Below are 23,503 nucleotides of genomic sequence, written 5' to 3' on the forward strand. Positions count from 1 at the left end.
CATTCGCCGCATCCGCAACCGACTTCGCCTGACCAGCCACCTGATCCGCAACAGTCTTAGCAGCCAACGCATCCGCCGCAGCCTGATCCGCAGCCACCTTGGCCGCTGTGGCATCCGCCAACACCCGATCACTGGCCGCCACCTTGCCCTGCGCATCCGTCAACGCCGCATCCGCGGCAGTCTTGGCGACATCCTTGGTGGTCTTATCAGCGTTGGCCGCATCCAGCGCGGCCTTGGCATCCTGATAGGTCCTATCGCCGACCGCAGCATGACTCTGCGCTTCGACAAAAGCCGTCGCAGCAGCCGTCTTCACCGCGGCAGCATCGGCAGCGGCCTTGGTCGCATCAACAGCCTTCAGCGCAGCAGCATCCTTGGCCGCCGCAGCATCCGAAGCAGCCCTCCCCGCATCCGCCAACGCCACATCAGCAGCCGACTTCGCCGCATCCTTCACCGACTTATCGGCATCCGCGGCGACCTTCGCCGCGTCCTTTCCGGCCTTATCCGCGGTGGCCGCATCCGCAACAGTCTTCGCCTGACCCGCCACCTGATCCGCAACAGTCTTGGCGGCCATCGCATCCGAAGCAGCCTGATCGGCAGCCACTTTCGCGGCGGTCGCGGCGGCCGATGCAGATTCGCTCGCCGCCGCCTTGGCCTGCGCGTCCGTCGATGCGACATCAGCAATGTTCTTGGCCGCCAACGCATCAACAGAAGCCTTCGCCGCATCAACAGCCTTCAGCGCAGCAGCATCCTTGGCCGCCGCAGCATCCGAAGCAGCCCTCCCCGCATCCGCCAACGCCACATCAGCAGCCGACTTCGCCGCATCCTTCACCGACTTATCGGCATCCGCGGCAGCCTTGGCTGCGGTGGCACCAGCCAACGCCGAGGCGGCGGCCGATGCGTTGGCCTGCGAATCCGTCAAGGCGGCATCAGCAATGTTCTTGGCCGCCAACGCATCAACAGAAGCCTTCGCCGCATCAACAGCCTTCAGCGCAGCAGCATCCTTAGCCGCCGCAGCATCCGAAGCAACCCTGCCCGCATCCGCCAACGCCACATCAGCAGCCGACTTCGCCGCCGCTGCAGCATCCGAGGCTGCCGCCGCCGCTGTGTCGTTAGCCGCAGCCGTTGCCGCCGCTGCGGCGGCATCCTGCGCGATCTTGTCGGCATCGGCGCGTGCCTTGTCAGCGGCAACTTTGGCGGCATCCTTGGCGGCCTTGTCCGCACTGGCCGCATCCAGCGCAGCCTTGGCATCTTGATAGGCCCTATCCCCGACCGCCGCATGGCTCTGCGCATCGACAAAAGCCTTCTCGGCGGCAGCCTTGACCACCGCAGCATCAGCCGCGGCTTTCGCCGCATCGGTGACCCTTTGCGCGGCGGCATCCTTTGCCGTAGCGGCATCCTGCGCGATCTTGGCGGCGTTCGCGCGCTCGATATCCGCAGTGGTCTTGGCCGCCAACGCATCTGCTGCAGCGTTATCTGCCGCCGTCTTGGCGGCAGCGGCGTCGGCCAAGGCCAAGGAAGCGGCAGACGCCTTGCCCTGCGCATCGGCCAACGCAATGTCGGCGGCAGCCTTCGCCGCATTCGCAGCCTGCTGCTGGGCCGTGGCGGCATCCAGTGCAGCCTTGGCGTCTTGATAGGCCTTATCCCCCACCGCCGCATGGCTCTGCGCATCGGCGAAGGCCTTCTCGGCGGCAGCCTTGGCGGCATCTGCTGCCTGCTGCTGAGCAAGTGCCGCAGCGGCGGCGACCTGCGCGTCCTGGTAGGCCTTCTCATTGGCCGCCGCAGTGGCCGATGCGCTGATCTGGCTGGCCGCGGCCGCATCGAGAGCGGCCTGCGCCACGTGCGCTGCCTGTGCGGCATTGTCGGCGTCATGACGGGCTTGTTCAGCGGCCGCGGCAGCGGCCTCGGCCTTCGCTTGTAACTCTGCGACCGCCGGGTTGGCCGCGGCATCCGCCGCGGCCTTGTCTGCTTCAGCCTTGCGCAGCGCCGCACGAGCAGCCGCGTCTGCGGCGGCCTTCGCCATCAGATCGGCGACCGCAGCCGCCCCAGCTGCGGTGTCCGCATAACCCTGCGCCTCGGACGCGGGCCCCGAGCTTGGCACGACTGCGCCCTCAGACCAGGCACCCGAGAGCGCCGCCAGGCTGGCGTCGCCGCTGAATAGTGAGCGCTGCTGCTCGATGACCGCCCGGGAAACCGAACTACTGCCGCCCGCGACAACGACGGTTGTCGCAAATATTGCGAGGGCCCTCTTAGATCGCGAGAACTGCATGGGCTGCCTCACTTGCCTGACCATCCGGCACACGCCAATGTGGGTCGGTAACCGGAGATTAGACCTCGCCGCACAAGCATGCGCTGGAAAGCAAGAAAGTTACCTGAGAAAACAGTAAAGGCCCATGTGAAAACGCATAAATACTCAATTTAGTGAAGTTTTAACTAGTTTGCCAGTAACCTTACTCAGGGGTCAGCTACGCAGCAATTGAGAACCGTGTCTACTAAGGATGTAGTGCCGTTGCCACGCGGCACTCAACTGGGATCGGGAGTCCCAGGAATTCGACGACTGCAGCGAAACATCAAGGGAACAAACAGCGAGATCACTGCACACGTGTCAGATAGCACTACTTGCAGAGTTCAACGATGTGCTTGCTCAGCTCGTCGGCCTTGCTCAATCGCTGCGCCTGGTTCGGGTCGGTGTTCGGTGTCTCAGCAATGGCCGCGGCACCTACGTCCATCAACGCGTTGCCGAACTCCCGAACATTGTTCGCAAGATCGGGCGGCGTCGCGGGATCCAGTCGCGCCAACAGGTACTGGCCGCCGTTGAAAAGCGCGATCCGCGCGTTGGCTGCGGTGGCCAACGTCCCCACCGTGCCCGCGTTCTCGGGGAGCGCGCGGTTGGTGTTCTGCATAACGGCATTCCGGACAAGTTCGGCGTTGGCACACGCCTGCGCCTTCGCATTGGTCCGCTGTACCTCGGTGTAGTCCTCCTGGGCTGATCCTCGCCCCCACCAGAGGGTAAGCACCAACGCCGCCACCGCGACCGCTAGCGCGAGCAGGGCCACGACACCGGCCACCCGTTGGCCGGCAGCCACAAGTTTCCGCCACAGCGTCGCCACGATTCCCTCTTCTCCGCGAACAAGATCTGCGGCCAGAAGTGTCCCACTTGTGGTGGGCCGGTGGCGGGAGAACGAAAGCGACTACGCCAATCCTGCGGAGACTGACCGCCCCGCCGACTTCAGGTCGTTGCAGGCCTCGATGACACGCTCGGTCATGTTGGCCTCGGCCTTCTTGAGGTAGCCACGCGGGTCGTAAGACTTCTTGTCGCCCACCTCGCCGTCGACCTTGAGTACACCGTCGTAGTTGGCGAACATATGCCCGGCGATCGGACGGGTGAAGGCGTACTGGGTGTCGGTGTCGACGTTCATCTTCACCACGCCGTAGCGCAGCGAGTCCTCGATCTCCGATTTCAGCGAGCCCGAGCCGCCGTGGAACACGAAGTCGAACGGCTTGGAACCCGCCGCCAGACCGAGCTTGGCCGCGGCGACCTGCTGGCCCTCGGCCAGCACCTCGGGCTTGAGCTTGACGTTGCCGGGCTTGTACACGCCGTGCACGTTGCCGAAGGTAGCGGCCAAAAGGTACCGGCCCTTGTCCCCGGCGCCGAGTGCGTCGACGGTCTTCTCGAAGTCCTCGGGGGTGGTGTACAGCTTCTCGTTGATCTCGGCCTCGACGCCATCCTCCTCGCCGCCGACAACGCCGATCTCGACCTCAAGGATGATGTGCGCCTTAACGGCGGCGGCCAGCAGCTCCTGGGCGATGGTCAGGTTCTCGGCGATCGGCACCGCCGAGCCGTCCCACATATGCGACTGGAACAGCGGGGCCTGGCCGGCGTTGACGCGTTCCTGGGAGATGGCCAGCAGCGGACGGACATACGTATCCAGCTTGTCCTTGGGGCAATGGTCGGTGTGCAGCGCAACGGTGATGCCGTACTTGGCAGCCACCACATGCGCGAACTCGGCCAGCGCGACCGCACCGGTCACCATGTCCTTGATGCCCAGACCCGAGCCGAACTCAGCACCACCGGTGGAGAACTGGATGATGCCGTCGCTACCCGCGTCGGCGAAACCCTTGATCGCGGCGTTGATGGTTTCCGACGAGGTGCAGTTGATTGCCGGGAAGGCAAAGGAATGCTCCTTGGCCCGGTTCAGCATTTCCGCGTAGACCTCGGGCGTCGCGATGGGCACGGGTGACCTCCATGTCAGTGCTTGTTCAGGCTTGTGCAGGCTTGTTCAACTGAAATCGCCCCTCACCATAAGCCAGCCAGGTTGCGGACAGATACCGCCGGTAGGGTTGGCCGCGTGACAATGCTTGCCACGACCACAAACGTCGCCCTGATGCCGGATTTCCTGGACCCCATCAAGCTCCTCGGCCACTTCGGCACCTGGGCGCTAGTGGGGTTGTTGGTGGTGATCTTCGTGGAATCGGGTGTGCTGTTCCCGGTGCTGCCCGGTGACTCGTTGTTATTCGTTGCCGGCATGCTGGCCGCGGGCACGGCCGCCGCCGCGGTCGACGGCGCATCTCAGGCCAACTTCCAGCTCTGGCAGCTGTTGGTCTTCGTTCCCATCGCCGCCATCCTGGGCGGACAGGTTGGCTATTGGATCGGCCGCGGCATCGGTACCTCCATGTTCAAACCCGACGCCCGGTTCCTCAAGCAGATCTACCTCGATGAGGCCCACGCCTTCTTCGAGAAGCGCGGCCCATTCGCCATCGTGATCGCCCGGTTCGTGCCGATCGTGCGGACCCTGGCACCGATCACCGCGGGTGCGGCCAAAATGAGCTACCCGATCTTCGCGCTCTACAACATCCTCGGAGCCCTGGTGTGGGGTGCCGGCCTCACCCTTCTCGGGTATTGGCTAGGTCAGTTCGCGATCATTCAGAAGCTGCTCGAACCGATCTTCATCCTGATCGTGCTGGCCTCGGTGGCCCCGATGTTCTTCGAATGGATGCGGCGCCGCAAGGCCGCGAAACAGTCGGAGACACCGACCGAGGCCTAGCTCTGGTCCACCGAGGTCTTCTCGAATTCGGCCACCTTGTCCCGGAAGCCACCTGGGAACGGCGAAGATCCTCCGTCGATCGCGTGTACGTACACGGTCTCGCCGGTGATGAGATGTTCACTACCGCGGTGAATTTCGAAATGACAGGTCATGCTCGCGCGACCCATCCGGGCGATGCGGACCCCGATATCGATAACGTCATCGAAGCGAGCGGGCGAGTGATAGTCGATGACCGACTTCACCACATACACATGCTCAAAAACCCCGTCGCCGGTGGCATTGCGCGCACCGGTCAGAACGGCCCAGTACTCGGTGAGCGCGGCATCGAAGAACGCCAGATAGTGCGCGTTGAAGACCACGCCCTGCATATCGACCTCGGCCCACCGCACGCGCAGCGGATGAAAGAAACTGAAATCCTCGCGCGCCACGTCAGGCCTTCCTTCTGTGTGAGCGGTTATGCGACAGAGTGGGCGGCTTCGAGCAGCATCCAGCCGGACAGTTGCACCGACAGGTCACGCTCGGGCACCTTCGACGGATTGACCGCGCCGGCGACGAATCGGGATGCGTGCGAATGTGCGGTCGGCAGATCCGCCGTGCGTGTCCAATCCGCACCGAACAACGGAAGGTCCTCTACGATCAACCGATTGGCCCAGGCAGCCTCGGCGGAGGCCAGCAGGATGTCGCGGGCAGTAGCGCGGGCACTCGTATCCAGCGCGCTGTTCTCGGGCAGCGTCGTGACCACCAGCGCCAGGTAGCGGGCAAGAATGCCGTTGAACAGCCCACCGTCTCCGCCACCGCTGCCGCTGATGACGCCATCCTCCGTCATCCGATCGCTGACGGCGTTGACGAGCCGATGCACGCGCTCGGCATGCCGCGGTTCGCCGGTCCGCACGGCAAGCTCGGTCTCCAGCCCGAGCACCACGCCTTGGCAGTAGGTGTAGGTGGCCCGCTCGAGCGTGCCGTCCTCCTGTATGCCATCGATCACCAGATGCGATTCGGGGTCGACGAGAGTCTTGTCGATCCAGTCGGACATCACCTCGGCGCGCCACACCCTTCCGGTGCGCGCCAACACGATTGCCGCCGGTCCGTTGGCAGGAGTGTTGAAGAACTTGTCCTGTTTACGCCACGGTATGCCACCGCCGTACTGCGGCATCCACGCATCGAGGAACTGCTGCCGCAAGCGATTCAGCGCGCGGGGACGCTCCAGGCCCAGGAGCTCGGAAGCACGCTGCATTGCCAAGGCTAGCCAGGCCATATCGTCGTAGTACTGATTGGTCCACATGCCGACATTGCGGAACCGGTGTGCGCGTTGCATATCCGCGATGTGCTTGAGCCGCTCCGGTCGCGGATCGCGCAGCTGAGCATCGATCAGGCAGTCCTGCAGGTGCGCCTGCCACCAGTAATGCCAGTTCTTGAACCAATTGGCGCCCGGCGCAGGCGGCCAGGTGACGACGCCCAGACGCATACGCGGCAGATGCCACAGCGACGAGAAGTGTCTGGCGGTGATTGCGGCTTCGGCGCTACTGGCGCGGTTGGCCCACAGCACATCCATGCGGAGAGTCTATCCGCGGTCGAGACGGGACCTACCACGCCTTCTTCAGGTCGGCGTGCTGACGAACCCAGGCGTGCATGGCGATACCCGCGGCCACTCCGGCGTTGATGCTGCGGGTCGATCCAAACTGCGCTATCGAAACCGTCATCACTGCACCATTTTTCGTCGCCTCGGTGACACCGGGCCCCTCCTGCCCGAACACCATCAGGCAGTCTGCGGGCAGCGGAGCAGTCTCCAGCGGCACGGACCCGGGCACGTTATCGACAGCCACCACCGTAAGGCCGGCGAGCTGTGCGTACTGCATGAGTTCCGCGGTGCTGTCGTGGTGCATCAAATGCTGGTAGCGGTCCGTGACCATGGCGCCGCGCCTGTTCCAGCGGCGCTTACCCACGATGTGCACGGTCTGCACCGCGAAGGCATTAGCGGTACGCACCACCGTCCCGATATTGGCGTCGTTCTCGAAATTCTCGATGGCGATCTGCAGCCGGTGTCGCCGGGTATCGATATCGGCAACGATCGCCTCGCGTCGCCAATATCGATAGGCATCAACAACATTGCGCGCATCGCCGTCGCGTAGCAGCTCCGGGTCGTAACGCGAATCCTCGGGTAGCGGTAGACCCTGTTCGACGGCCCAGGGGCCTACCCCGTTTCCGGTGGCACCCCACAGGGAAGGGTCAGTGGGCCTGTCCTTATGGTCCTTAGCGCCCTTAGAGTCCTCACTCACGGTTGGTCCAGACCGCGGCGTGGGTGCCGATCACCGAGAGCGTCCCGGCGAGCACCGCGGCGTTGATCTCACCCTGCATACACAGCGACGGTTGTAGCTGCACCGCATTGAGTTTCGCGTCAGGCAGGACCAGCACCGACGCCCCGTAGATGGAGCAACTGCGGGCGATACCGTCCCCAGGACGCGTGGGTGCCACCGTCACCATCAGCGGGCCGCCACGCTCTGCCGACTCATCGCGGTAACGCTCGGCGAGGCCCGAGATGTTCAGACCCAAGAGCGAAAACCCGTTACCGATAAATGCATTCGGATCACCGAGGTCCGCCTGACTGAGCTGCTGTCCGCTCTCGCGCCACGCCTCCATGCTCTTGGTGGTAATGACCAGGCCGGAATCATTTTGGGGCGTAGGCAGCAGACCCATCGGATATGCCACCGGGTAGGCAACGGTGCTACCTGCGATTCGGTCTTTCGCCGAGTAGACGTACACGCCCCGCACGGCGCTCTGGTTCTGCATGGGGCCCAGACAGACTGTGCCGGTGAGCTGTTCGGGAGTCGGCGCGGCAAGCGGATGGATCGCGAGGTCGCTCACCTCCCGACAGCTGTTCAATGCCGAAACCTCGAGAGGATGCGATAAGGACCCATACAGCCCGAAGCGCAGATCCGCGGCGGCAGCCGGCTTCTCCCCCGGCCTGGCGGCCGCCCCGGTGACATCCACCAGCACGTACCCATTCTGGAAGCGCAGGTTGGCGACGCCGATATTCCAGCCCAGCAGGTTCTGCGTCTCACCGAGCCGCGCCGCCTGCGCTCCGTAAACCAGCTGCTTCTCAGGGTCTTTCGAGCATCCGGCCACGACGAGCGTGGTGGCGAGCAGGGCGGCGCATACCCGCCGAAGTCTCACGATCCGGCCAGGCCGAGATCCGCCAGTCCCAGCACAAACCGGTACGGCACACCCTCGGCGCGAATGGCCTCGGCAGCACCGGTGTCACGGTCGACCACGGTGGCCACCCCAATGACCTCTCCACCGGCCTCGCGGACCGCGCGCACGGCAGTGAGAGCCGAACCGCCGGTGGTGCTGGTGTCCTCGACCACCAGCACCCGTTGCCCGGTGATATCAAAGCCTTCGATCAAGCGCTGCATCCCATGGGTTTTCACCGATTTGCGCACGACGAACGCGTCGATGGGCCGGCCTGGCGCGTGCATGACCGCGGTGGCCACCGGGTCGGCGCCGAGGGTCAGCCCACCCACGCCCGCGTATTCCCAGTCGATGGTCAGCTCCCGCACCAACCGCCCGATGAGGGCCGACGCCCGATGGTGCAGCGTCGCGCGACGCAGGTCGACGTAGTAGTCGGCCTCCTTGCCGGACGACAACGTCACCTTGCCGTGCACCACAGCGATATCGCGGACCAAGGCCGCCAATTCGTCGCGGTCTTGCACTGTCAGATCAGGTTCTCCCACGGCCACGTCCCATTACATTGTTGAACTTCCGCACCAAATTCCTTGGTACCAAACGCCCCAGAGAGGTTAGCGTCTTGTATTGGAGGCCGGGCACACTGAGCACCTTCCCGGCTGCGATGTCCTGCAGGCAGGTGTTGACGACGTCGTCCACGTTGAGCCACATGAACTCCGGGATGGTGTCCATCTCGATCCCGGCGCGCTCATGGAACTCGGTGTGGATGAATCCCGGGCACAGCACGTGCATACCGACTCCGGTGCCCTCCAAACCGTTGGCCAGACCCTCGGTGAAGGACACCACCCACGCCTTGGATGCCGTGTAGGTGGAACCGCGGCCGGAGAGCAGGCCGGCCACGCTGGCCACATTGATCACTGTGCCGGTACCCGCATCGATCATCGGCGGGAGCGCCGCATGAGTCAGCTCCATGACAGCGGTGACGTTGACGTCCAGCTGCGAGTGCAGCAACTCGGGCGATGCCTTCCAGAATTCGCCGGCAGTGGCGAACCCGGCGTTGTTCACCAAAACAGATACGCCCTGGGAAAGACGCTCGGCCACCTTTGCGCGATCGGCCGCTTGCGTCAGGTCGGTCGGCAACACCTCGGCGTTGACGCGATACCGGCAGGTGAGTTCGTCGGCGAGAGCACTGAGCCGCTGCTCATCGCGGGCGACCAGCACCACGCCGTACCCCTGTGAGGCGTACTTGCGGGCGAATCCAGCACCCAAACCTGAGGTGGGACCCGTGATGAGCGCAGTCGCACGCGCGGGCGTCGAAATGGGGCCGGCCATGGTTGGTCAGCCTACCGATAACGGCCAGGAGCCTATCTCAAGTAACTAGTACTATTAGTTTCTAATACAATTTGTCCGGAAACTGGTGCTAGCCCAAACAAGCGTTGCTAGCATCCCGACATGTTCGATCGGATGGTGCGATGGCTCACCGAACATCAGCGCTGGGTCTACCCGGTGCTGATCGCGCTGTGGATAGCCGCTGGGACGTACATGATCACTTCCCCAAAGGTCGCGCTGCCCGATACCGCCGCCACCCCCACCGCGCGCCCCGCGAGCATGCTGTCGCTGAGCCAGCCGAAAACGGTCACCTATGAGGTGTCTAGCGGCGGCAAGCCCATCACGGTGTCCTACCTGGACGAGAAGGGTCAATCCAAGCTCTTTACCGGCGTGGCGCCGTGGCGAACCAGCGTGACCACCAATGACTTTGGTTTCGCAGCCGGTATCACCGCGTTGTCAGCGGATACCGTCACCTGTCGCATCACCGTCGACGGCAAGGTGGCCGACGAGAAGACCGACACCGGCCGTGATCCCTCGGTCAGCTGCAATCTCGTGGCTTTCCAAAAACTCGAACCGGTGAGGCAGCCCTAATGCACGACAGTCCCATATTCGGCCGCTTCGCCGGCGTCATCAGCAGGCACGCCGGATTGCTCATCGGGCTCTTGATGCTGGTGGCCGGTGGGCTGATGGCATCGGCGCCCAACCTCGAAGAACTCGCCCGGACGCACGGCAGCCCCATGATGCCGACCAACACCCAGTCCGGGTTGAGTCTCAAGCACATGGCCAAGGCGTTCGGTGAATCGGAATCCAATAACACCGCGGCCATCGTCGTCGAGAAGGATCAACCCTTCACCGACGCAGACCGTGCGTTTCGGGCCGAACTGATGAAGAAGCTCAAGGCCGACACCGCTCATGTGGAACCCGGGATGGACATGTGGTCTGATCCCCAGTTCGCGGCCGCGAGCGAAAGCCCCGACAAGAAGGTTGCGCTCGCGCAGCTGTCATTGGCCGGGGAGGTTGGCGGCCCCAAGGCTATGGAGTCTGCCCAGGCCGTGCAGCGCATCATCGACGAGATCGAGAAGCCTTCGGGTACAACGATTTATGCCACTGGAACCAGCCAGGCCGCCGCCGACCAGATCACTACGATAATGCGGGACACCGTGGTCATCGGCGGGCTGTCGCTTCTTCTGGTCGGCGGTCTGTTGCTGCTGGTGTACCGCTCGCTCGTGGTCGCGTTCTTGCCACTGATAACAGTCGGCGTCGCCGTCGGAATCGCGACCCCGATTGCCAGTTTCCTCACCCTGGCGGGGCTGATTCCCACATCCATGATGACCAACGCGTTAATGGGCGCCCTCGCGCTAGGCGCAGGTACCGACTACTCCATCTTCTTCATCGGTCGTTATCAAGAGGGCCGACGCAGCGGCCTCAGCGTCGACGATGCGTTCCGCGCCAGTTATCGAGGTGTGGCGCCGGTTGTGATCGCGTCCGGATTGACGGTCGCAGGCGCCTTGTCTTGTATGAGTTTCGCGCAGCTCGACATGATGAAATCGATGGGCGTTCCCGGCGCCCTCACGATGATCTTCACCGCACTGTCCGCCGTGACGGTGACTCCTGGCGCGCTACTGATCGGAGCGCGTAGGTTCGGCTGGTTCGAGCCCAGGTCGACCATCCGCTCAACCCGGCTGTGGCGCCGCATCGGCATCCGGGTGGCGCGTTGGCCCAAACCGATATTCGTGGGCACGTTCTCATTTCTCATCATGCTCATGATGGTGATACCCAGCGCATCATTTAATTACGATGAGCTGCAATTCATTCCGAAAGACATGCCCAGCGCGGCCGGTATGATCGCGATTCAAAAGCATTTCCCCGCCGGGCAGATGAACCCAGACATGATCTTGATCCGCTCCCCCGAGGATCTACGCACCTCTGCCAACATCGGGCTGTTGGAAAAGGCTGCACAACAGATCACCAAGCTGGACAGTGTGGCCTCGGTGCAGTGGATCACCCGGCCTGGGGGAACGCCTATGGATCAAACCTCGCTCATGTACAGCGTGGGGATGGCCGGAACGATGATGTCGCAGAACAAGATTGTGATGGAGCAGCGACAGCAGCGGATGCGCACAATGAACGAGAACATGGGTTCAATGGTGTCGACGCTACAGGGCCTACAGGGCACATTGCGTAAGGCGCAACAGGGCGCCAAACAGCTCAGCTCCGCCGCCGCGCCCATCCAGACAAGTCTGAATCAACTGAAATCGCAAATTAATTCGACGATGGGGCCTGCACGGGAGGCGGTGAAATCCACGCCCAACTGCGCCGCCGATCCGATGTGCGCGGGCACACAGACCGCGTTGTCCAACTTCGAGAACATGTCCAATGTCACCGATCAGATGCGCGATCTCGTCAACACCACCGGGTCGATGACTGGGGGTCTGGCCCAGGCGACGCAAACCATGCCCAAAATGCTCGCATCCATGTCCGAGATGCAAGACCTGATGACCGAGACCAATGAGCAAATGTCGCAGATGATGTCGCAGATGGACACCATGACGTCGCTCATGCAGGACCTTGGCCGTAGCAGCGCGGGAACCGGAGATTACTTCTACTTCCCCGCACAGATGCTCTCGGATCCGCGATTCAAGCCGTACCTGAAGATGATGTTCTCCGAGGACGGCACCACCACCCGAATGATCGCCATCGGCAACGGCAGCAGCTACGGCGACGAGGGCATCCAACGCGTCCGCGACCTGGCCGCGGAGATGAAGTACGCGCTCAAAGGCACTCGGTTGGAAGGTAGCGTGATCGAAATCGCCGGCCCGGCAGCGCTAATCGGCGATATGCGCGCAATACTCGACCGCGATGAGAAGCTGATCATGGTCGGCTGCCTCACGGTGATTTTCACCGTGGTGCTGCTCCTGCTGCGCGGATTGGTGGCCTCACTCGTCGTCATCGGCTCGGTACTGGTGTCCTTTGGCTCCACACTCGGTCTGGCCCTGGTGATTTGGCAGCACGTGCTCGGCATCCAACTGCATTGGTCGGTGCCGGTCGCGGTGTTCGCGATCCTGATCTCCGTGGGCGCCGACTATAACCTGCTGGTCGCTTCGCGCTTCAAAGAAGAAATGGGTGTCGGTGTCCGTACGGGTGTCATCCGCTCCATCGCCGGCACCGGCGGGGTGGTCACCACCGCGGGCCTGGTCTTCGCGATGACACAGTTCGCCATGATGGGATCCAGCCTGGTCAATGTCGCCCAGATGGGATCGACCATCGGGCTGGGATTGATCATCGACACCTTTGTGGTGCGCACCTTTACGGTGCCGACGCTCGCAGTCATCCTCGACAAGAAGTTCTGGTGGCCGCTGTCGATCACCCAACTCTGGCGACGGGCCTAGCGACCCTGGGGCTGGCCGCCTTGCACCGCAGGTGCCGGCTGGAGCTGCTCGCGTTGTGCCTGGGCGTTGGTCCCGATAGGTCGGCTGGGCCGCTCCGCGGCCTGAATGGGCGAAGGAGCCGATTCACCGGACGGGGGCAACACCCGCAGCAGATCGTTGAACTGGCGGACGGCCTTGAGCCCCTCGTCCCAATGCTCGCGTGAGCTGTTGACGGGTAGCGCGGCCAGCGTCCAGTGCTGTTCGTTCCACAAGACCTCGGCCGCTTCGGGCGCGGTGTGGGCGAAAGTGACCATGCGCCGGTCGCAGGCCCGACGGGCGGCATCCAGGTTGGTGGAGTACACCATGCGCGGCCCGATGGCCCCCAGCAGCCAGATATCGGATTCGCGGGGCTCCTGCATGACCTTGAGCCGCAGGTCCACCATGACGTTCGTGCCAACCTTGCGGTGCAGCGCGATGATGGTCGCGACATCCTCCAGGTCGAAGACGTAGACGGCTTCTCCACGGATCTGTCCGAGGACCACATTGGCGGCCGCTGCAGATCCCGCACTCGACATCACGCCGCGGTTCCAGCGCTTGACTACCTCTTTGTCCTGCGCCATGTAGTCGAACCCGTGAGATCGCGCCCACGCCTTCCGGCGATGTCCGCGACCGCGGCGGCGGCCGATATCCACGTACAGCAGCACGCCCGCACAGACGAAGCAAAGTGCGGACAGCGTGAACCAGAGCAGAGCCATCCGCGACAGCCTAACCGGTACTGGCCCAACTGCCGCGCAGAGAGCTCGGATCGTGACCGAGAGTTACCGGTCCGTGATGGGTAGGACAGAGCCGCGAGTGTGCGCCCACTGCGAGATATCAGCCGAAATCTCGCAGCAGCGGCACACTCGCGGCTACCTAACCAATGCGTCAGCCCAAGATGAGCGAGTCGCCGTCGGCGCTGACATTCACCGGAACGACGTCGCCATCGTGCACATCGCCTGCCAGCAGCAGCTTGGCCAGCTGGTCGCCGATCGCCTGTTGCACCAGGCGCCGGAGCGGACGCGCCCCATAGATCGGGTCGAACCCACGATGGGCCAGCCATTTCTTGGCCGGCTCCGATACCTCCAGGGTGAGCTGGCGCTGCGCCAGCCGCTTCTGCAGCTGCCCCAGCTGGATGTCGACGATATGCACCAGCTCCTCGGGGTTGAGGCCCTCGAAGATGAGCACATCGTCGAGCCGGTTAATGAACTCCGGCTTGAACTTTGCGCGCACCGCCGCCATCACCTGCTCCTCGGAACCACCGGACCCCAGGTTAGAGGTGAGGATCAAGATGGTGTTCCGGAAGTCCACCGTGCGGCCCTGGCCGTCGGTAAGACGTCCCTCGTCGAGCACCTGCAGCAGCACGTCGAACACGTCCGGGTGCGCCTTCTCGACCTCGTCGAACAGCACCACTGTGTACGGGCGTCGCCGCACCGCCTCGGTCAGCTGGCCGCCGGCGTCGTATCCGACGTATCCGGGTGGGGCACCGACAAGCCTTGCGACCGAGTGCTTTTCGCCGTACTCGGACATGTCGATACGCACCATGGCGTGCTCGTCGTCGAACAGGAAGTCCGCAAGTGCCTTGGCCAGCTCGGTCTTGCCGACACCAGTGGGCCCCAGGAACAGGAACGAACCGGTGGGCCGATTGGGGTCGGCGACACCGGCCCGGGCGCGGCGTACCGCATCGGAAACCGCAGTGACGGCTTCCTTTTGCCCCACCACTCGCGCGCCCAGCACGTCTTCCATGCGGAGCAGCTTGGCGGTCTCGCCTTCCATGAGCCGGCCGGCCGGAATACCGGTCCAGGCCGACACGACATCGGCAACATCGTCGGGACCGACCTCTTCCTTGAGCATGACGCTTTCGCGCGCCTCTGCCCTGGGAAGAGCATCTTCCAGTTGCTTCTCGAGCTCGGGGATGCGCCCGTAGCGCAGCTCCGCGGCCTTCCCCAGATCGCCGTCCCGCTCGGCGCGATCGGATTCACCCTTCAGGGTCTCCAACTGCTCCTTGAGATCACGGACCGCATCGATGGCGTTCTTCTCGTTCTGCCAGCGTGCGGTCAGCTCGGCGAGCCGCTCTTTCTTATCGGCCAGCTCCTCGCGGAGCTTCTCCAGACGCTGCTGGGAGGCGGTGTCCTCCTCCTTGGTCAGCGCCATCTCCTCGATCTCGAGACGGCGGACGACGCGTTCGACCTCGTCGATTTCGACAGGGCGCGAATCGATTTCCATGCGCAGGCGGGATCCGGCCTCATCGATCAGATCGATGGCCTTATCCGGCAGGAAGCGCGAGGTGATGTACCGGTCGGACAGGGTCGCGGCGGCCACCAGAGCGGAGTCGGTGATCCGCACGCCATGGTGAACCTCGTAGCGCTCCTTGATCCCGCGCAGGATGCCTACGGTGTCCTCCACCGAGGGCTCGCCCACCAACACCTGCTGAAAGCGACGCTCCAATGCGGCGTCCTTCTCGATGTACTTGCGGTACTCGTCGAGGGTGGTGGCACCGACCAAGCGCAGCTCGCCGCGGGCCAGCATGGGCTTGATCATGTTGCCGGCGTCCATCGCCGACTCACCGGTCGCGCCCGCACCCACGATCGTGTGCAGCTCGTCGATGAACGTAACCAGTTGTCCCGCAGAGTTCTTGATCTCATCCAGGACGGCCTTGAGCCGTTCCTCAAACTCACCCCGGTACTTCGCCCCGGCGACCATCGAGCCCAGGTCCAGCGAGACAACAGTCTTGCCGCGCAGGCTCTCTGGTACATCGCCGGCGACGATGCGCTGCGCCAAGCCCTCGACGATCGCGGTCTTACCGACACCGGGCTCACCGATCAGTACCGGATTGTTTTTGGTACGGCGGCTGAGAACCTGTACGACGCGGCGGATCTCGGTATCGCGACCGATCACCGGGTCAAGCTTGCCTTCGCGGGCAAGTGCGGTCAGGTCGGTGGAGTACTTCTCCAGCGCCTGGAACGTCGCCTCGGGCTCGGCGCTGGTCACCCGGCCGCTGCCGCGCACCTGTACAAAGGCATCACGTAGCGCGTGCGAGGTGGCGCCGTTGTTGCTGAGCAGCTTGGCGATATCGGAATCACCGGTGGCCAATCCGACGAGCAGGTGCTCAGTGGATACGTACTCGTCGTTGAGCTCGGTGGCGAGCTGCTGCGCCGTGGTGATCGCAGCAATGGAGTCGCGCGAAAGCTGCGGGTTGGCGCTGGCATTGCTGACCTGAGGAAGCCGGTCGGCGATGGCTTGCGCCTCGTTACGTACGGTCGCGGGGTCGACGCCCACAGCCTGCAGAAGCGGCGCGGCGATGCCATCGGTCTGGCTCAGCAGCGCCACCAGCAGGTGTGCGGGACGGATTTCAGGGTTGCCTGCCGTCGTCGCCGCCTGAAGGGCAGCTGTCAGCGCGGCCTGGGTTTTCGTGGTCGGATTGAACGAGTCCACAACACCTCCGTTAGTTGAGAGAAATGCTTATCAGTACGTCTAACGTCCCAAACCTTGAGTCTGTTCCGCTCAACTTTAGAAAAGTTCCCGAGGCCGTGTCTACCTCATCACAATGAGGGGTGCGCCGAACCGAATCGGAGATCACACCCGGTGGCCGCGCCCCTCAAGCAGCTCGCCGACTCTCGACAACACCGGAAGCGCTCCGCCCCGCAGAACCGAACGGAGCTGGCGGTTGAGATGGGACCCGGGGTCGAATCCACTCAGCGTGAACCACAGTTGGGTTCCGCCGTCCCTCGGCCGCAATCGCCAGGTCATCTGGAGAGTGGTGATACTCCCCATGATGGGGATCTCGAAGGTGCACGCGATGAGCTCGGGCTCGCGCACCTCCAGAAACTCCATATCGACCTTCCCGTTGAACCCGATGAGCGGGACCGGGTAGGTGGCCACGGACAGCCGGCTGCCTTTCTCCACCGACCCCAGATCGCTTTCGTTCACCAGGTCGCTGACAAACTCCTTCGAGGTGATGACCTGCCATACCGTTTGTGGCGAGTAGTCATAGAACTCGCCCAGGCTGAATGACGTCGCATCGTCGGGCGGAGGATCCTCACCGAGTTCCGGGACGCCCAACAGCTCCCCGATACGCGACATGACCAACACCCAGATATCCCGAACGAGCACGCGAAGCCGCCCGTGGGCTGGATACGCAACGTCAAATCCGTTGTGCACGACTAGTAACCGCGTCCCACCTGGCTCGGAATGAAGCGTCCAGGTGACCTGCAAATCCCAGGACTTCTCGGGCGTGGTGAATCGGTATGCCATGCGCTCGTTGGGCACGACCGAGGTGAACTCGCACTCGCCGCGACCGCTGAAGTTAACCTCCGGCATCGGGAAGGTGGTGAATGAGAACGACTTACCGATCTCCACGGAGTCCTCGTGAAGATCAGTCGTCCAGTCGGAGATCGAAGCGGCCGACGTGATGGCGCGCCACACCTGGTCGGCCGGATACGGGTAGAACTGCCCAACCGTCACCGATGTCGGGTCATCCCGTAGCTCGGTCATACCCCTGGGATACCGCAGTTGCGTGACGCATGTGGTCGATCAGGCGGATACATCCGTCACCAAACAGCGCGGCGGCCGGTGACCATCGGCCGATGCACTGTCGATACATCGACCGAGCCTGCCCATCGTCCCTGGCCAACCGCGCTCGGAGATCGTCCGATACACACGCGCGCCGGAATCGCCCCGATCGAAGCCGTCGTGACGCAGCGCCACCATGGTGCCGCCCGGAACCTCGTGCAGCGTCCAGGTCACCGTCCAGACCGTTGGTTTCGACGATTTCATATCCCACCAGCGGATCGACAGCACTCTGTTTGGGGTAGCCGCAAGCACCTCACACGACAGCGCCCCCGAAAAGTCGGCCATCGGCAAGGGAAAGGCATTGAAGCGGAAACGGGTTCCTACCTGCGGCCGAAATCCAATGGGGTCCATCAGCCATTCCTCCATGGCATCTGGACACGCCAGCACTTTCCACACGCGCTCGGGCGGATGCGGATAGAACTGGTCGAACATGATGGTGGCGATGTCGTTCTCGTCGTCGGGCACGGCATTCTCCAGATTCATGGGGTTACCTTTCATACCCCATGAATCTGGGTCACCGCTGTGTTCTCATATGTTAGCCAGGCAAACTCGGGCCGCACGAGCGCTCAACGCCGCCCTCACCAGCTGGGGCAGTCGCTGCACGATCGATCAGACGCCCGAGTTTCGCCATCGCGGTCGGCCAGAATCGATCGGAGAGCGCCGCCATCCTGCGCAGCGCAGGATCATCGCTGCCGAAGGCGGGCCGACTCAAGGTCACCATGGTGCCGTTCGGCACCGCGCATAATGTCCACATCGTTCTCCAGGTCACCGGCTCGGGCGACTTCGTATCCCACCAGGCGATGGCCAGCGTTTCGTTCCGCGTAGCCACCAATACCTCAGAGGCGATTGCCCCGGAATAATTGGCAATCGGCACGGGAAAGTCGACGAGCCGGAACCGCGTACCCGCCACAGGACGGAACCCCACCTGTTCGACGAACCAGTCCCCCATGACTTCGGGGTTGACCAGCACACCCCACACGCGCTCGGGAGGGTGCGGATAGAAGAAATCGGCGACGACATCCGTCGGGTCTTTCAGATCGCCCACGAGGCACGCTCCATCGTTGGTGTGTCACCCCTTTGTACTCTGCGAGACCGGCGACCGCCGTGATCGAAATCGTTAGCCAGGCAAACCTAGTTCGGAAGCGTCAGCGGTCAGGTACCGATCCACCGTTGGCGCCAACACGGCGACCATTTGTTCCCTGGTGAGCGCGACCAGCGGATCGATCTTGAGTGCATACCGCAGGAGCGCGGTCCCGACCATCGAGGTGGCCGCCAAGGCGAACCGCGTCCGCACCTCCGGTCCTCCACCCAATTCCTCGCTCAGCGCGGCCAGCACGTAGTTCTGCATGAACTCGCGGAACGCGTGATGCGCGTCGTCATTGGTGGTGGCCGACTGCAGAATCGCGAGCATGGTGTCGACGGTGCCCGCCTGTTCCCACATCGACAGGTATGCGTTGACGAACCGCTCACCGATAGTGCCCTCGCCATTGCGGATCGCGAGCACCAGCTCGTTGGGGTCGATCATCAGCCGGATCGACTGACGGAACAACTCGTCCTTTGACCCGAAGAGGTACACCACCATCGAGGGGTCAATACCGGCGTCACGGGCGATGCCCCGCATGGTCGTCTTTTCATAGCCGCGCTCTGCAAACGACCGCTTCGCAATGTCAAGCACATGTTCCCGCGACACCGCCTCGCCGCGACGCCTGCCCCTCCGCGCAGCATTCGTGCTGGTTGTCATGATTCACAGTACCAATTTTCTACAAGTGTTGAAAAACTTCTCCCCACGATCTACGCTCATTCCAATTAATTCAACACTCAGTGAAATGGAGGTCGTCATGACCGGCCAACACGAACTCCAACCAGGCGCCGCCCATCAGGTACCGGATTGGGCCCGGGCCACCGCGGCGATCGCACTTCTGACGGTCGTACTCGGCGTCATCTTCATCGCCTTCGCCTGGCCATCGGCGCGATCGGCGCCACGGGACGTGCCGATCGGCGCCACGGGACGTGCCGATCGGCGTCACGGGACCCGCGGCCCAGGTGGACACGCTCACCGAACGGCTCGAGGGCGTGTCACCCGGCGCATTCGCCATCACGCACTACCCCAGTCAAACCAAACTGGAGGAGGCCACCAAGAACCGGGCCGTCTACGGCGGATTCGTCCTCGCGCCGCCGACGCCAACGGTGGTGGTCGCGACAGGTGGCAGTCCGGCAGTTGCACAGACGCTCACGGGAATTGGACAGCAGCTCGGCAAGCAAACCGGAATGACGGTATCCATCAAGGAACTCGCGCCGCTGCCGCCCTCGGATCCGCGTGGCATCGGATTGGCCGCGGCCGCGCTGCCGATGACCCTCGGCGGGATACTTCCGGCGGTCGCCCTGACGCTGCTGTTCCCGGGCCGGGCCTGGCTTAAAGCGCTTACCGCTGCCGGGTTTTCGTTTCTCGCCGCGGTTACGATCTGCATCATCCTGGATTCCTGGTTGGGCGTGATAACCCAGAATTTCTGGGGTGTGGTGGCGGGCCTGACACTCGGAATGATGGCCATGTCGTTCAGCATCACCGGTCTCGGCGGACTACTGGGCTATCCCGGAATCGGGCTGGGCGCCGCATTGGCGGTTTTGGTCGGGAACCCGCTGTCCGGGTTGACCGCCGCGCCGGAGTTTTTACCCAAGGGCCTTGGCCTGCTTGGCCAATTCCTACCACCCGGGGCCAATGGCACGCTGCTGCGGTCCATGGCCTACTTCGATGGAGCAGGTTCGGCCGGGGTGATCCTGATCCTGTGCTGCTGGGTGGGTTTTGGTGCCGCGATGTTGGCACTCGATGGGGTGCGGCAGCGCGCCACGGTGCGGGTTAGCGGGGAGACGAAACCGCGGGTGCCGGAGCTCGTCTAGCTCCGGGATTGCATCGGTTCCCGCGTGTCGACACGGATGTCAACGTTCCCCATGTCCCGATGTTCACGAACGCCGGCAAACCCTGAAAACATGCATCCCACCAGCTCTGTAGTCGCGAAAGGCTGATTTCAGGAGCTATCTCAGCGCACGGATGATTAGCCGCGGGGCCGACACTTCCCAATCTGACCTCAGACAGTCCCAGACGGGCCGGGGGCTTCCCTCCTAGACTGGCGTCTCGGTAGGCAGGACCCCGGAAAGGTGAGGCAACGAAAGTCGTGGGGCTTGATGACGTCGAAGCGCTGCACGACTTGGTCGGCGGGGTCGAGCTATCGGGGGAGAAACTTGTCAAGAGCTTCTACAGCCGTTGGTTCGTCATCGACCCCTCAGTCGGCGACCTCTTCCCCCCACACATGGCGGCACAGCGCGAACATTTCCGGCAGGCACTGCAGTACGTGCTCTGGGAAATGGCGGCCTATCGCACCGAAGGTCTGGTCAACTTCCTCGCCCAGCTAGGACGCGACCACCGGAAGTTCGGCGCCACCGACAGCCAGTACGACACCATGCGTCAGGCACTCCTCGACACCACGCGTGAGGTGCTGCAACCAATTTGGGATGCCCGGATGGAGTCAACTGCCACCGAGGTCTACTCCGTGATCATCGAGGTGATGCGCAGCGCCGCCGCCTCCGACAGCGGCCAACCCTGGTGGGACGGAAAAGTCATCGAATACCACCGCACCTCTCGGGATCTCGCGTTAATCCGGCTAAAACTCAACGCACCCATGGACTATCACTGCGGGCAGTACGTTCACGTCCAGGTGCCGCAGAGCCCCCGGAATTGGCGCTATCTCAGCCTGGCGATTCCACCAGACCCTGAGGGCCACATCGAATTTCATGTCAAGGCGGTACCCGGCGGGTTGGTCAGTGGCGATATGGTCAACGGGACCAAGGTGGGCGACACCTGGCGGATATCGCCGCCGCTCGGCGCACTGTCTGTGAACCGCGACGGTGGGGATGTCCTCATGGTCGCGGGCAGCACCGGTATCGCACCACTGCGGTGCCTCATCATGGAGTTGTCGCAATGGGCCGAAAACCCAAGGGTTCACCTGTTTTATGGGGCACGCTATCCGCAGGAACTCTATGACCTGTGGACGCTGTGGCATATCGCCTCGATGAATCCGTGGCTGTCGGTGACGCCGGTCACCGAGTACGCCCGAAACCCGGACTGGGCCACCAAATACCACGATCCGACACCGCCTCGCGGCCTCCATGTCCGTCAGACGGGACTGCTATCCGAGGTGGTCACAGCCTACGGTGGTTGGGGTGACCGCCAGATTCTCCTCGGCGGGTCGGCGTCGATGATCAAGGCCACCAAGGAGGCATTGACCTCCAAGGGCGCCGATTCCTCCAGAATCCAGCACGACCCGCTCTAACCCTGCCGGGTAGTGCCCGGTGGCCTTCTCGGCTGAGATCACCGGTTCAGCGTTGCTGACGCGGCTGCCACACGACGACAGCGGTGCTCTTGGGAATGATTGCGACCTCACGGCCTGATGTCGCGACACGCAGCTGGGTTACCTCGGCCGTTAGCTCGGAAACCTTCGCCTGCAGCGCCTCGACCTGATTGGCCAGTTCGATAACGCGTTTGATACCAGCAAGATTAACGCCTTCGTCCTGCGACAACCGCTGGACCTCGCGCAGCAAGTCCACATCACGCTGCGAATAGCGCCGACCACCGCCACTGGTGCGTTCGGGGATGACCAGTCCTAGTCGGTCGTACGTGCGCAGGGTCTGTGCGTGCATTCCGGCCAGCTCGGCGGCCACGGAGATCAGGAAGGTGCGAGCGCCTCGCTCGGGGTGACGGCGCCGGGTCATCGGAGTCCCCGCACTTCGCGCAAGCGGCTCATCGTGCACCCGCCCACCCAGCCCGCGGATCGAATCCGCTCGCCTTCTCGGCAACCTGATAGCGCTGCAATGCCTCCAGGGCACTGTCTTCCAGCTTCGACGGCACCGCAACCTTGACGGTGACCAGCAGATCGCCGTTACCGCCCGCCCGCTTCGGGATACCCCGCCCACGCACCCGCAGGATGCGCCCGTCGGAGGTACCCGCAGGCACCTTCACGCCGACGCGACCCTCCAAAGTGGGCACGGAAACGGTAGCGCCCAAAGCCAACTCGGTGAAACCCACCGGAACGGTGAGGGTCAGATCGTCACCGTCACGGCTGAACACCTTGTCTGGCCGCACATGCACGGTGACATAGAGGTCGCCGGAGGGGGCGCCACGCAGACCGGCCTCACCTTGTCCGGCGAGACGAATACGTTGTCCGTCGCCGACTCCCGACGGGATCCGCACGGTGATGGTGCGGGTTCGGGTGGTGACTCCGGTGCCCTGGCAGTCTGTGCAGGGATTTTCGATGATCGAGCCCGTGCCACGGCAATCGGCGCATGGTTCGGAGAACCCGAACGCGCCCTGATTGCGATTGATGACGCCACTGCCGTTACACGAGACGCAGACCTTGGGGCTGGTACCGGGGCGGGCTCCACTGCCGTGGCACGTGGTGCACGGCGCCGGGCTGGTGAGCCGCAGCGGAACCGACACGCCCTTGCACGCTTCGACGAAGTCGAGCTGAGTTTCGGTTTCCAGATCGTTGCCGCGACGCGGCCGGCTGGCACGCGGTTGCGCACGCTGTCCGAACAGGCCGCCGAAGAGGTCGCCGATTCCGCCGCCACCTGAGGTGTCGGCGTTTCCGAACAGGTCGTTCAGGTTGAACTCGGCGCTGTTACCGTCTCCGAAGCCGCCGCCGCCACCAAATCCATTGTCGCCGAAGCGCCGTCCGAATCCGCCGCCGGCGAAGAGTCGACGAGTCTCGTCGTACTCCTTGCGCTTGGCCGGATCCGACAGCACATCCTTGGCCTCGCTGATGACTTTGTATCGATCCTCAGCGGCCTGGTTTCCCGGGTTGCGATCCGGGTGATTCTCGGCCAGCAGCTTGCGCGCGGCCTTCTTGATCTCGTCCTGGGTCGCGGTGGAGGAGATGCCGAGCTCCTTGTAGAAATCCTTCTCTACCCATTCACGTTGCGTCACCC

The 23,503-nt window shown here is 63.5% G+C and carries 21 protein-coding genes and 1 pseudogene; 5 read left to right on the forward strand and 17 right to left on the reverse strand.

The window, feature by feature from the left end; translation table 11 throughout:
• The 3 genes and pseudogenes from AB0H22_RS06120 to fbaA form a co-directional block, all read right to left on the reverse strand.
• A pseudogene (locus AB0H22_RS06120) lies at nt 1-2,266 on the reverse strand (hypothetical protein); the annotation flags it as partial.
• A 346-nt stretch (nt 2,267-2,612) separates the two neighbouring features.
• Nucleotides 2,613-3,107 (reverse strand): hypothetical protein, encoded by a 495-nt coding sequence (locus AB0H22_RS06125; RefSeq protein WP_358145474.1) that lies wholly within the window; start codon nt 3,105-3,107, stop codon nt 2,613-2,615.
• Nucleotides 3,108-3,188: 81 nt separating this feature from the next.
• The gene (gene fbaA, locus AB0H22_RS06130) at nt 3,189-4,232 is read right to left on the reverse strand and encodes a class II fructose-bisphosphate aldolase (protein WP_358145476.1); all 1,044 of its coding nucleotides are present in this window, start codon (nt 4,230-4,232) and stop codon (nt 3,189-3,191) included.
• 114 nt (nt 4,233-4,346) lie between these two features.
• Between fbaA and AB0H22_RS06135 the strand changes: the two genes are divergently transcribed.
• Nucleotides 4,347-5,042: a VTT domain-containing protein gene (locus tag AB0H22_RS06135; protein WP_180749118.1), complete on the forward strand. Its 696-nt coding sequence runs from the start codon at nt 4,347-4,349 to the stop codon at nt 5,040-5,042.
• Here AB0H22_RS06135 and AB0H22_RS06140 read toward each other — a convergent pair.
• From AB0H22_RS06140 to AB0H22_RS06165, 6 genes are read right to left on the reverse strand one after another with little or no spacing between them, the layout of a single operon-like run.
• Nucleotides 5,039-5,470 carry a thioesterase family protein gene (locus tag AB0H22_RS06140; protein WP_358145478.1) on the reverse strand — a complete coding sequence of 144 codons (432 nt, stop codon included), beginning with the start codon at nt 5,468-5,470 and terminating at the stop codon, nt 5,039-5,041. The genes AB0H22_RS06135 and AB0H22_RS06140 overlap by 4 nt on opposite strands.
• A 26-nt stretch (nt 5,471-5,496) precedes the next feature.
• Complete coding sequence (locus tag AB0H22_RS06145; RefSeq protein WP_180749121.1) at nt 5,497-6,594, reverse strand: glycoside hydrolase family 76 protein; 1,098 nt, start codon at nt 6,592-6,594, stop codon at nt 5,497-5,499.
• 31 nt (nt 6,595-6,625) lie between these two features.
• Nucleotides 6,626-7,318 (reverse strand): RNA methyltransferase, encoded by a 693-nt coding sequence (locus AB0H22_RS06150; RefSeq protein WP_358145480.1) that lies wholly within the window; start codon nt 7,316-7,318, stop codon nt 6,626-6,628.
• Nucleotides 7,311-8,213, reverse strand: a complete 903-nt coding sequence (locus AB0H22_RS06155) for a hypothetical protein (RefSeq protein WP_358145482.1) — start codon at nt 8,211-8,213, stop codon at nt 7,311-7,313. Before AB0H22_RS06155 ends, AB0H22_RS06150 begins: the two co-directional genes overlap by 8 nt.
• A complete protein-coding gene (gene pyrE, locus AB0H22_RS06160) occupies nt 8,210-8,755 on the reverse strand; it encodes an orotate phosphoribosyltransferase (protein ID WP_219602886.1) in 546 nt (181 codons plus the stop codon). The genes AB0H22_RS06155 and pyrE overlap by 4 nt, the downstream gene beginning before the upstream one ends.
• Nucleotide 8,756: 1 nt before the next feature.
• Nucleotides 8,757-9,554 (reverse strand): SDR family oxidoreductase, encoded by a 798-nt coding sequence (locus tag AB0H22_RS06165; protein ID WP_180749129.1) that lies wholly within the window; start codon nt 9,552-9,554, stop codon nt 8,757-8,759.
• Nucleotides 9,555-9,674: 120 nt separating this feature from the next.
• On the opposite strand from AB0H22_RS06165, the gene AB0H22_RS06170 reads away from it, so the two are divergent.
• Together AB0H22_RS06170 and AB0H22_RS06175 are read left to right on the forward strand one after the other, a co-directional pair.
• Nucleotides 9,675-10,142 (forward strand): MmpS family transport accessory protein, encoded by a 468-nt coding sequence (locus tag AB0H22_RS06170; protein WP_180749131.1) that lies wholly within the window; start codon nt 9,675-9,677, stop codon nt 10,140-10,142.
• On the forward strand, nt 10,142-12,940 hold the full coding sequence (locus AB0H22_RS06175) for an RND family transporter (RefSeq protein ID WP_358145485.1): 2,799 nt from the start codon (nt 10,142-10,144) through the stop codon (nt 12,938-12,940). The genes AB0H22_RS06170 and AB0H22_RS06175 overlap by 1 nt, the downstream gene beginning before the upstream one ends.
• Here AB0H22_RS06175 and ttfA read toward each other — a convergent pair.
• The 6 genes from ttfA to AB0H22_RS06205 all read right to left on the reverse strand — a co-directional run bounded on the left by ttfA (nt 12,937) and on the right by AB0H22_RS06205 (nt 19,268).
• Nucleotides 12,937-13,674 carry a trehalose monomycolate transport factor TtfA gene (ttfA, locus tag AB0H22_RS06180; protein ID WP_180749134.1) on the reverse strand — a complete coding sequence of 246 codons (738 nt, stop codon included), beginning with the start codon at nt 13,672-13,674 and terminating at the stop codon, nt 12,937-12,939. The genes AB0H22_RS06175 and ttfA overlap by 4 nt on opposite strands.
• 169 nt (nt 13,675-13,843) lie before the next feature.
• The gene (gene clpB, locus AB0H22_RS06185; RefSeq protein WP_358145487.1) at nt 13,844-16,390 is read right to left on the reverse strand and encodes an ATP-dependent chaperone ClpB; all 2,547 of its coding nucleotides are present in this window, start codon (nt 16,388-16,390) and stop codon (nt 13,844-13,846) included.
• A 141-nt stretch (nt 16,391-16,531) separates the two neighbouring features.
• Entirely contained in the window at nt 16,532-17,449 is a 918-nt protein-coding gene (locus AB0H22_RS06190) for an SRPBCC domain-containing protein (protein ID WP_358145489.1), read from the reverse strand.
• 39 nt (nt 17,450-17,488) lie between these two features.
• A complete protein-coding gene (locus AB0H22_RS06195; protein WP_358145491.1) occupies nt 17,489-18,025 on the reverse strand; it encodes an SRPBCC domain-containing protein in 537 nt (178 codons plus the stop codon).
• Nucleotides 18,026-18,062: 37 nt separating this feature from the next.
• Nucleotides 18,063-18,572, reverse strand: coding sequence for an SRPBCC domain-containing protein (locus AB0H22_RS06200; RefSeq protein ID WP_358145493.1), 510 nt, complete (start codon nt 18,570-18,572; stop codon nt 18,063-18,065).
• 72 nt (nt 18,573-18,644) lie between these two features.
• Nucleotides 18,645-19,268: a TetR family transcriptional regulator gene (locus AB0H22_RS06205; protein WP_180749138.1), complete on the reverse strand. Its 624-nt coding sequence runs from the start codon at nt 19,266-19,268 to the stop codon at nt 18,645-18,647.
• A gap of 269 nt (nt 19,269-19,537) precedes the next feature.
• Here AB0H22_RS06205 and AB0H22_RS06210 point away from each other — a divergent pair, with 269 nt between their 5' ends.
• Both AB0H22_RS06210 and AB0H22_RS06215 read left to right on the forward strand, forming a co-directional pair.
• On the forward strand, nt 19,538-20,422 hold the full coding sequence (locus AB0H22_RS06210; RefSeq protein ID WP_358145495.1) for an ABC transporter permease: 885 nt from the start codon (nt 19,538-19,540) through the stop codon (nt 20,420-20,422).
• A 275-nt stretch (nt 20,423-20,697) separates the two neighbouring features.
• Nucleotides 20,698-21,852: an FAD-binding oxidoreductase gene (locus AB0H22_RS06215; protein ID WP_358145497.1), complete on the forward strand. Its 1,155-nt coding sequence runs from the start codon at nt 20,698-20,700 to the stop codon at nt 21,850-21,852.
• 46 nt (nt 21,853-21,898) lie between these two features.
• On the opposite strand, the gene AB0H22_RS06220 is transcribed toward AB0H22_RS06215, so the two are convergent.
• Both AB0H22_RS06220 and dnaJ read right to left on the reverse strand, forming a co-directional pair.
• Nucleotides 21,899-22,291 (reverse strand): helix-turn-helix transcriptional regulator, encoded by a 393-nt coding sequence (locus tag AB0H22_RS06220; protein ID WP_180749140.1) that lies wholly within the window; start codon nt 22,289-22,291, stop codon nt 21,899-21,901.
• A 28-nt stretch (nt 22,292-22,319) separates the two neighbouring features.
• A complete protein-coding gene (gene dnaJ / locus AB0H22_RS06225) occupies nt 22,320-23,501 on the reverse strand; it encodes a molecular chaperone DnaJ (RefSeq protein WP_358145499.1) in 1,182 nt (393 codons plus the stop codon).
• Between the last annotated feature and the right edge of the window lie 2 nt (nt 23,502-23,503).

Source organism: Mycobacterium sp. NPDC050853 (genome assembly GCF_040653875.1).
Taxonomy (GTDB): Bacteria; Actinomycetota; Actinomycetes; order Mycobacteriales; family Mycobacteriaceae; genus Mycobacterium.

What these genes read in the sequence shown, in the direction of transcription:
- AB0H22_RS06145 (WP_180749121.1), bottom strand. Translation starts at nt 6,594, where the DNA reads ATGGATGTGCTGTGGGCCAACCGCGCCAGTAGCGCCGAAGCCGCAATC.
- AB0H22_RS06165 (WP_180749129.1), bottom strand. Translation starts at nt 9,554, where the DNA reads ATGGCCGGCCCCATTTCGACGCCCGCGCGTGCGACTGCGCTCATCACG.
- AB0H22_RS06170 (WP_180749131.1), top strand. Translation starts at nt 9,675, where the DNA reads ATGTTCGATCGGATGGTGCGATGGCTCACCGAACATCAGCGCTGGGTC.
- AB0H22_RS06175 (WP_358145485.1), top strand. Translation starts at nt 10,142, where the DNA reads ATGCACGACAGTCCCATATTCGGCCGCTTCGCCGGCGTCATCAGCAGG.
- ttfA (WP_180749134.1), bottom strand. Translation starts at nt 13,674, where the DNA reads ATGGCTCTGCTCTGGTTCACGCTGTCCGCACTTTGCTTCGTCTGTGCG.
- AB0H22_RS06190 (WP_358145489.1), bottom strand. Translation starts at nt 17,449, where the DNA reads ATGACCGAGCTACGGGATGACCCGACATCGGTGACGGTTGGGCAGTTC.
- AB0H22_RS06195 (WP_358145491.1), bottom strand. Translation starts at nt 18,025, where the DNA reads ATGAAAGGTAACCCCATGAATCTGGAGAATGCCGTGCCCGACGACGAG.
- AB0H22_RS06205 (WP_180749138.1), bottom strand. Translation starts at nt 19,268, where the DNA reads ATGACAACCAGCACGAATGCTGCGCGGAGGGGCAGGCGTCGCGGCGAG.
- AB0H22_RS06220 (WP_180749140.1), bottom strand. Translation starts at nt 22,291, where the DNA reads ATGACCCGGCGCCGTCACCCCGAGCGAGGCGCTCGCACCTTCCTGATC.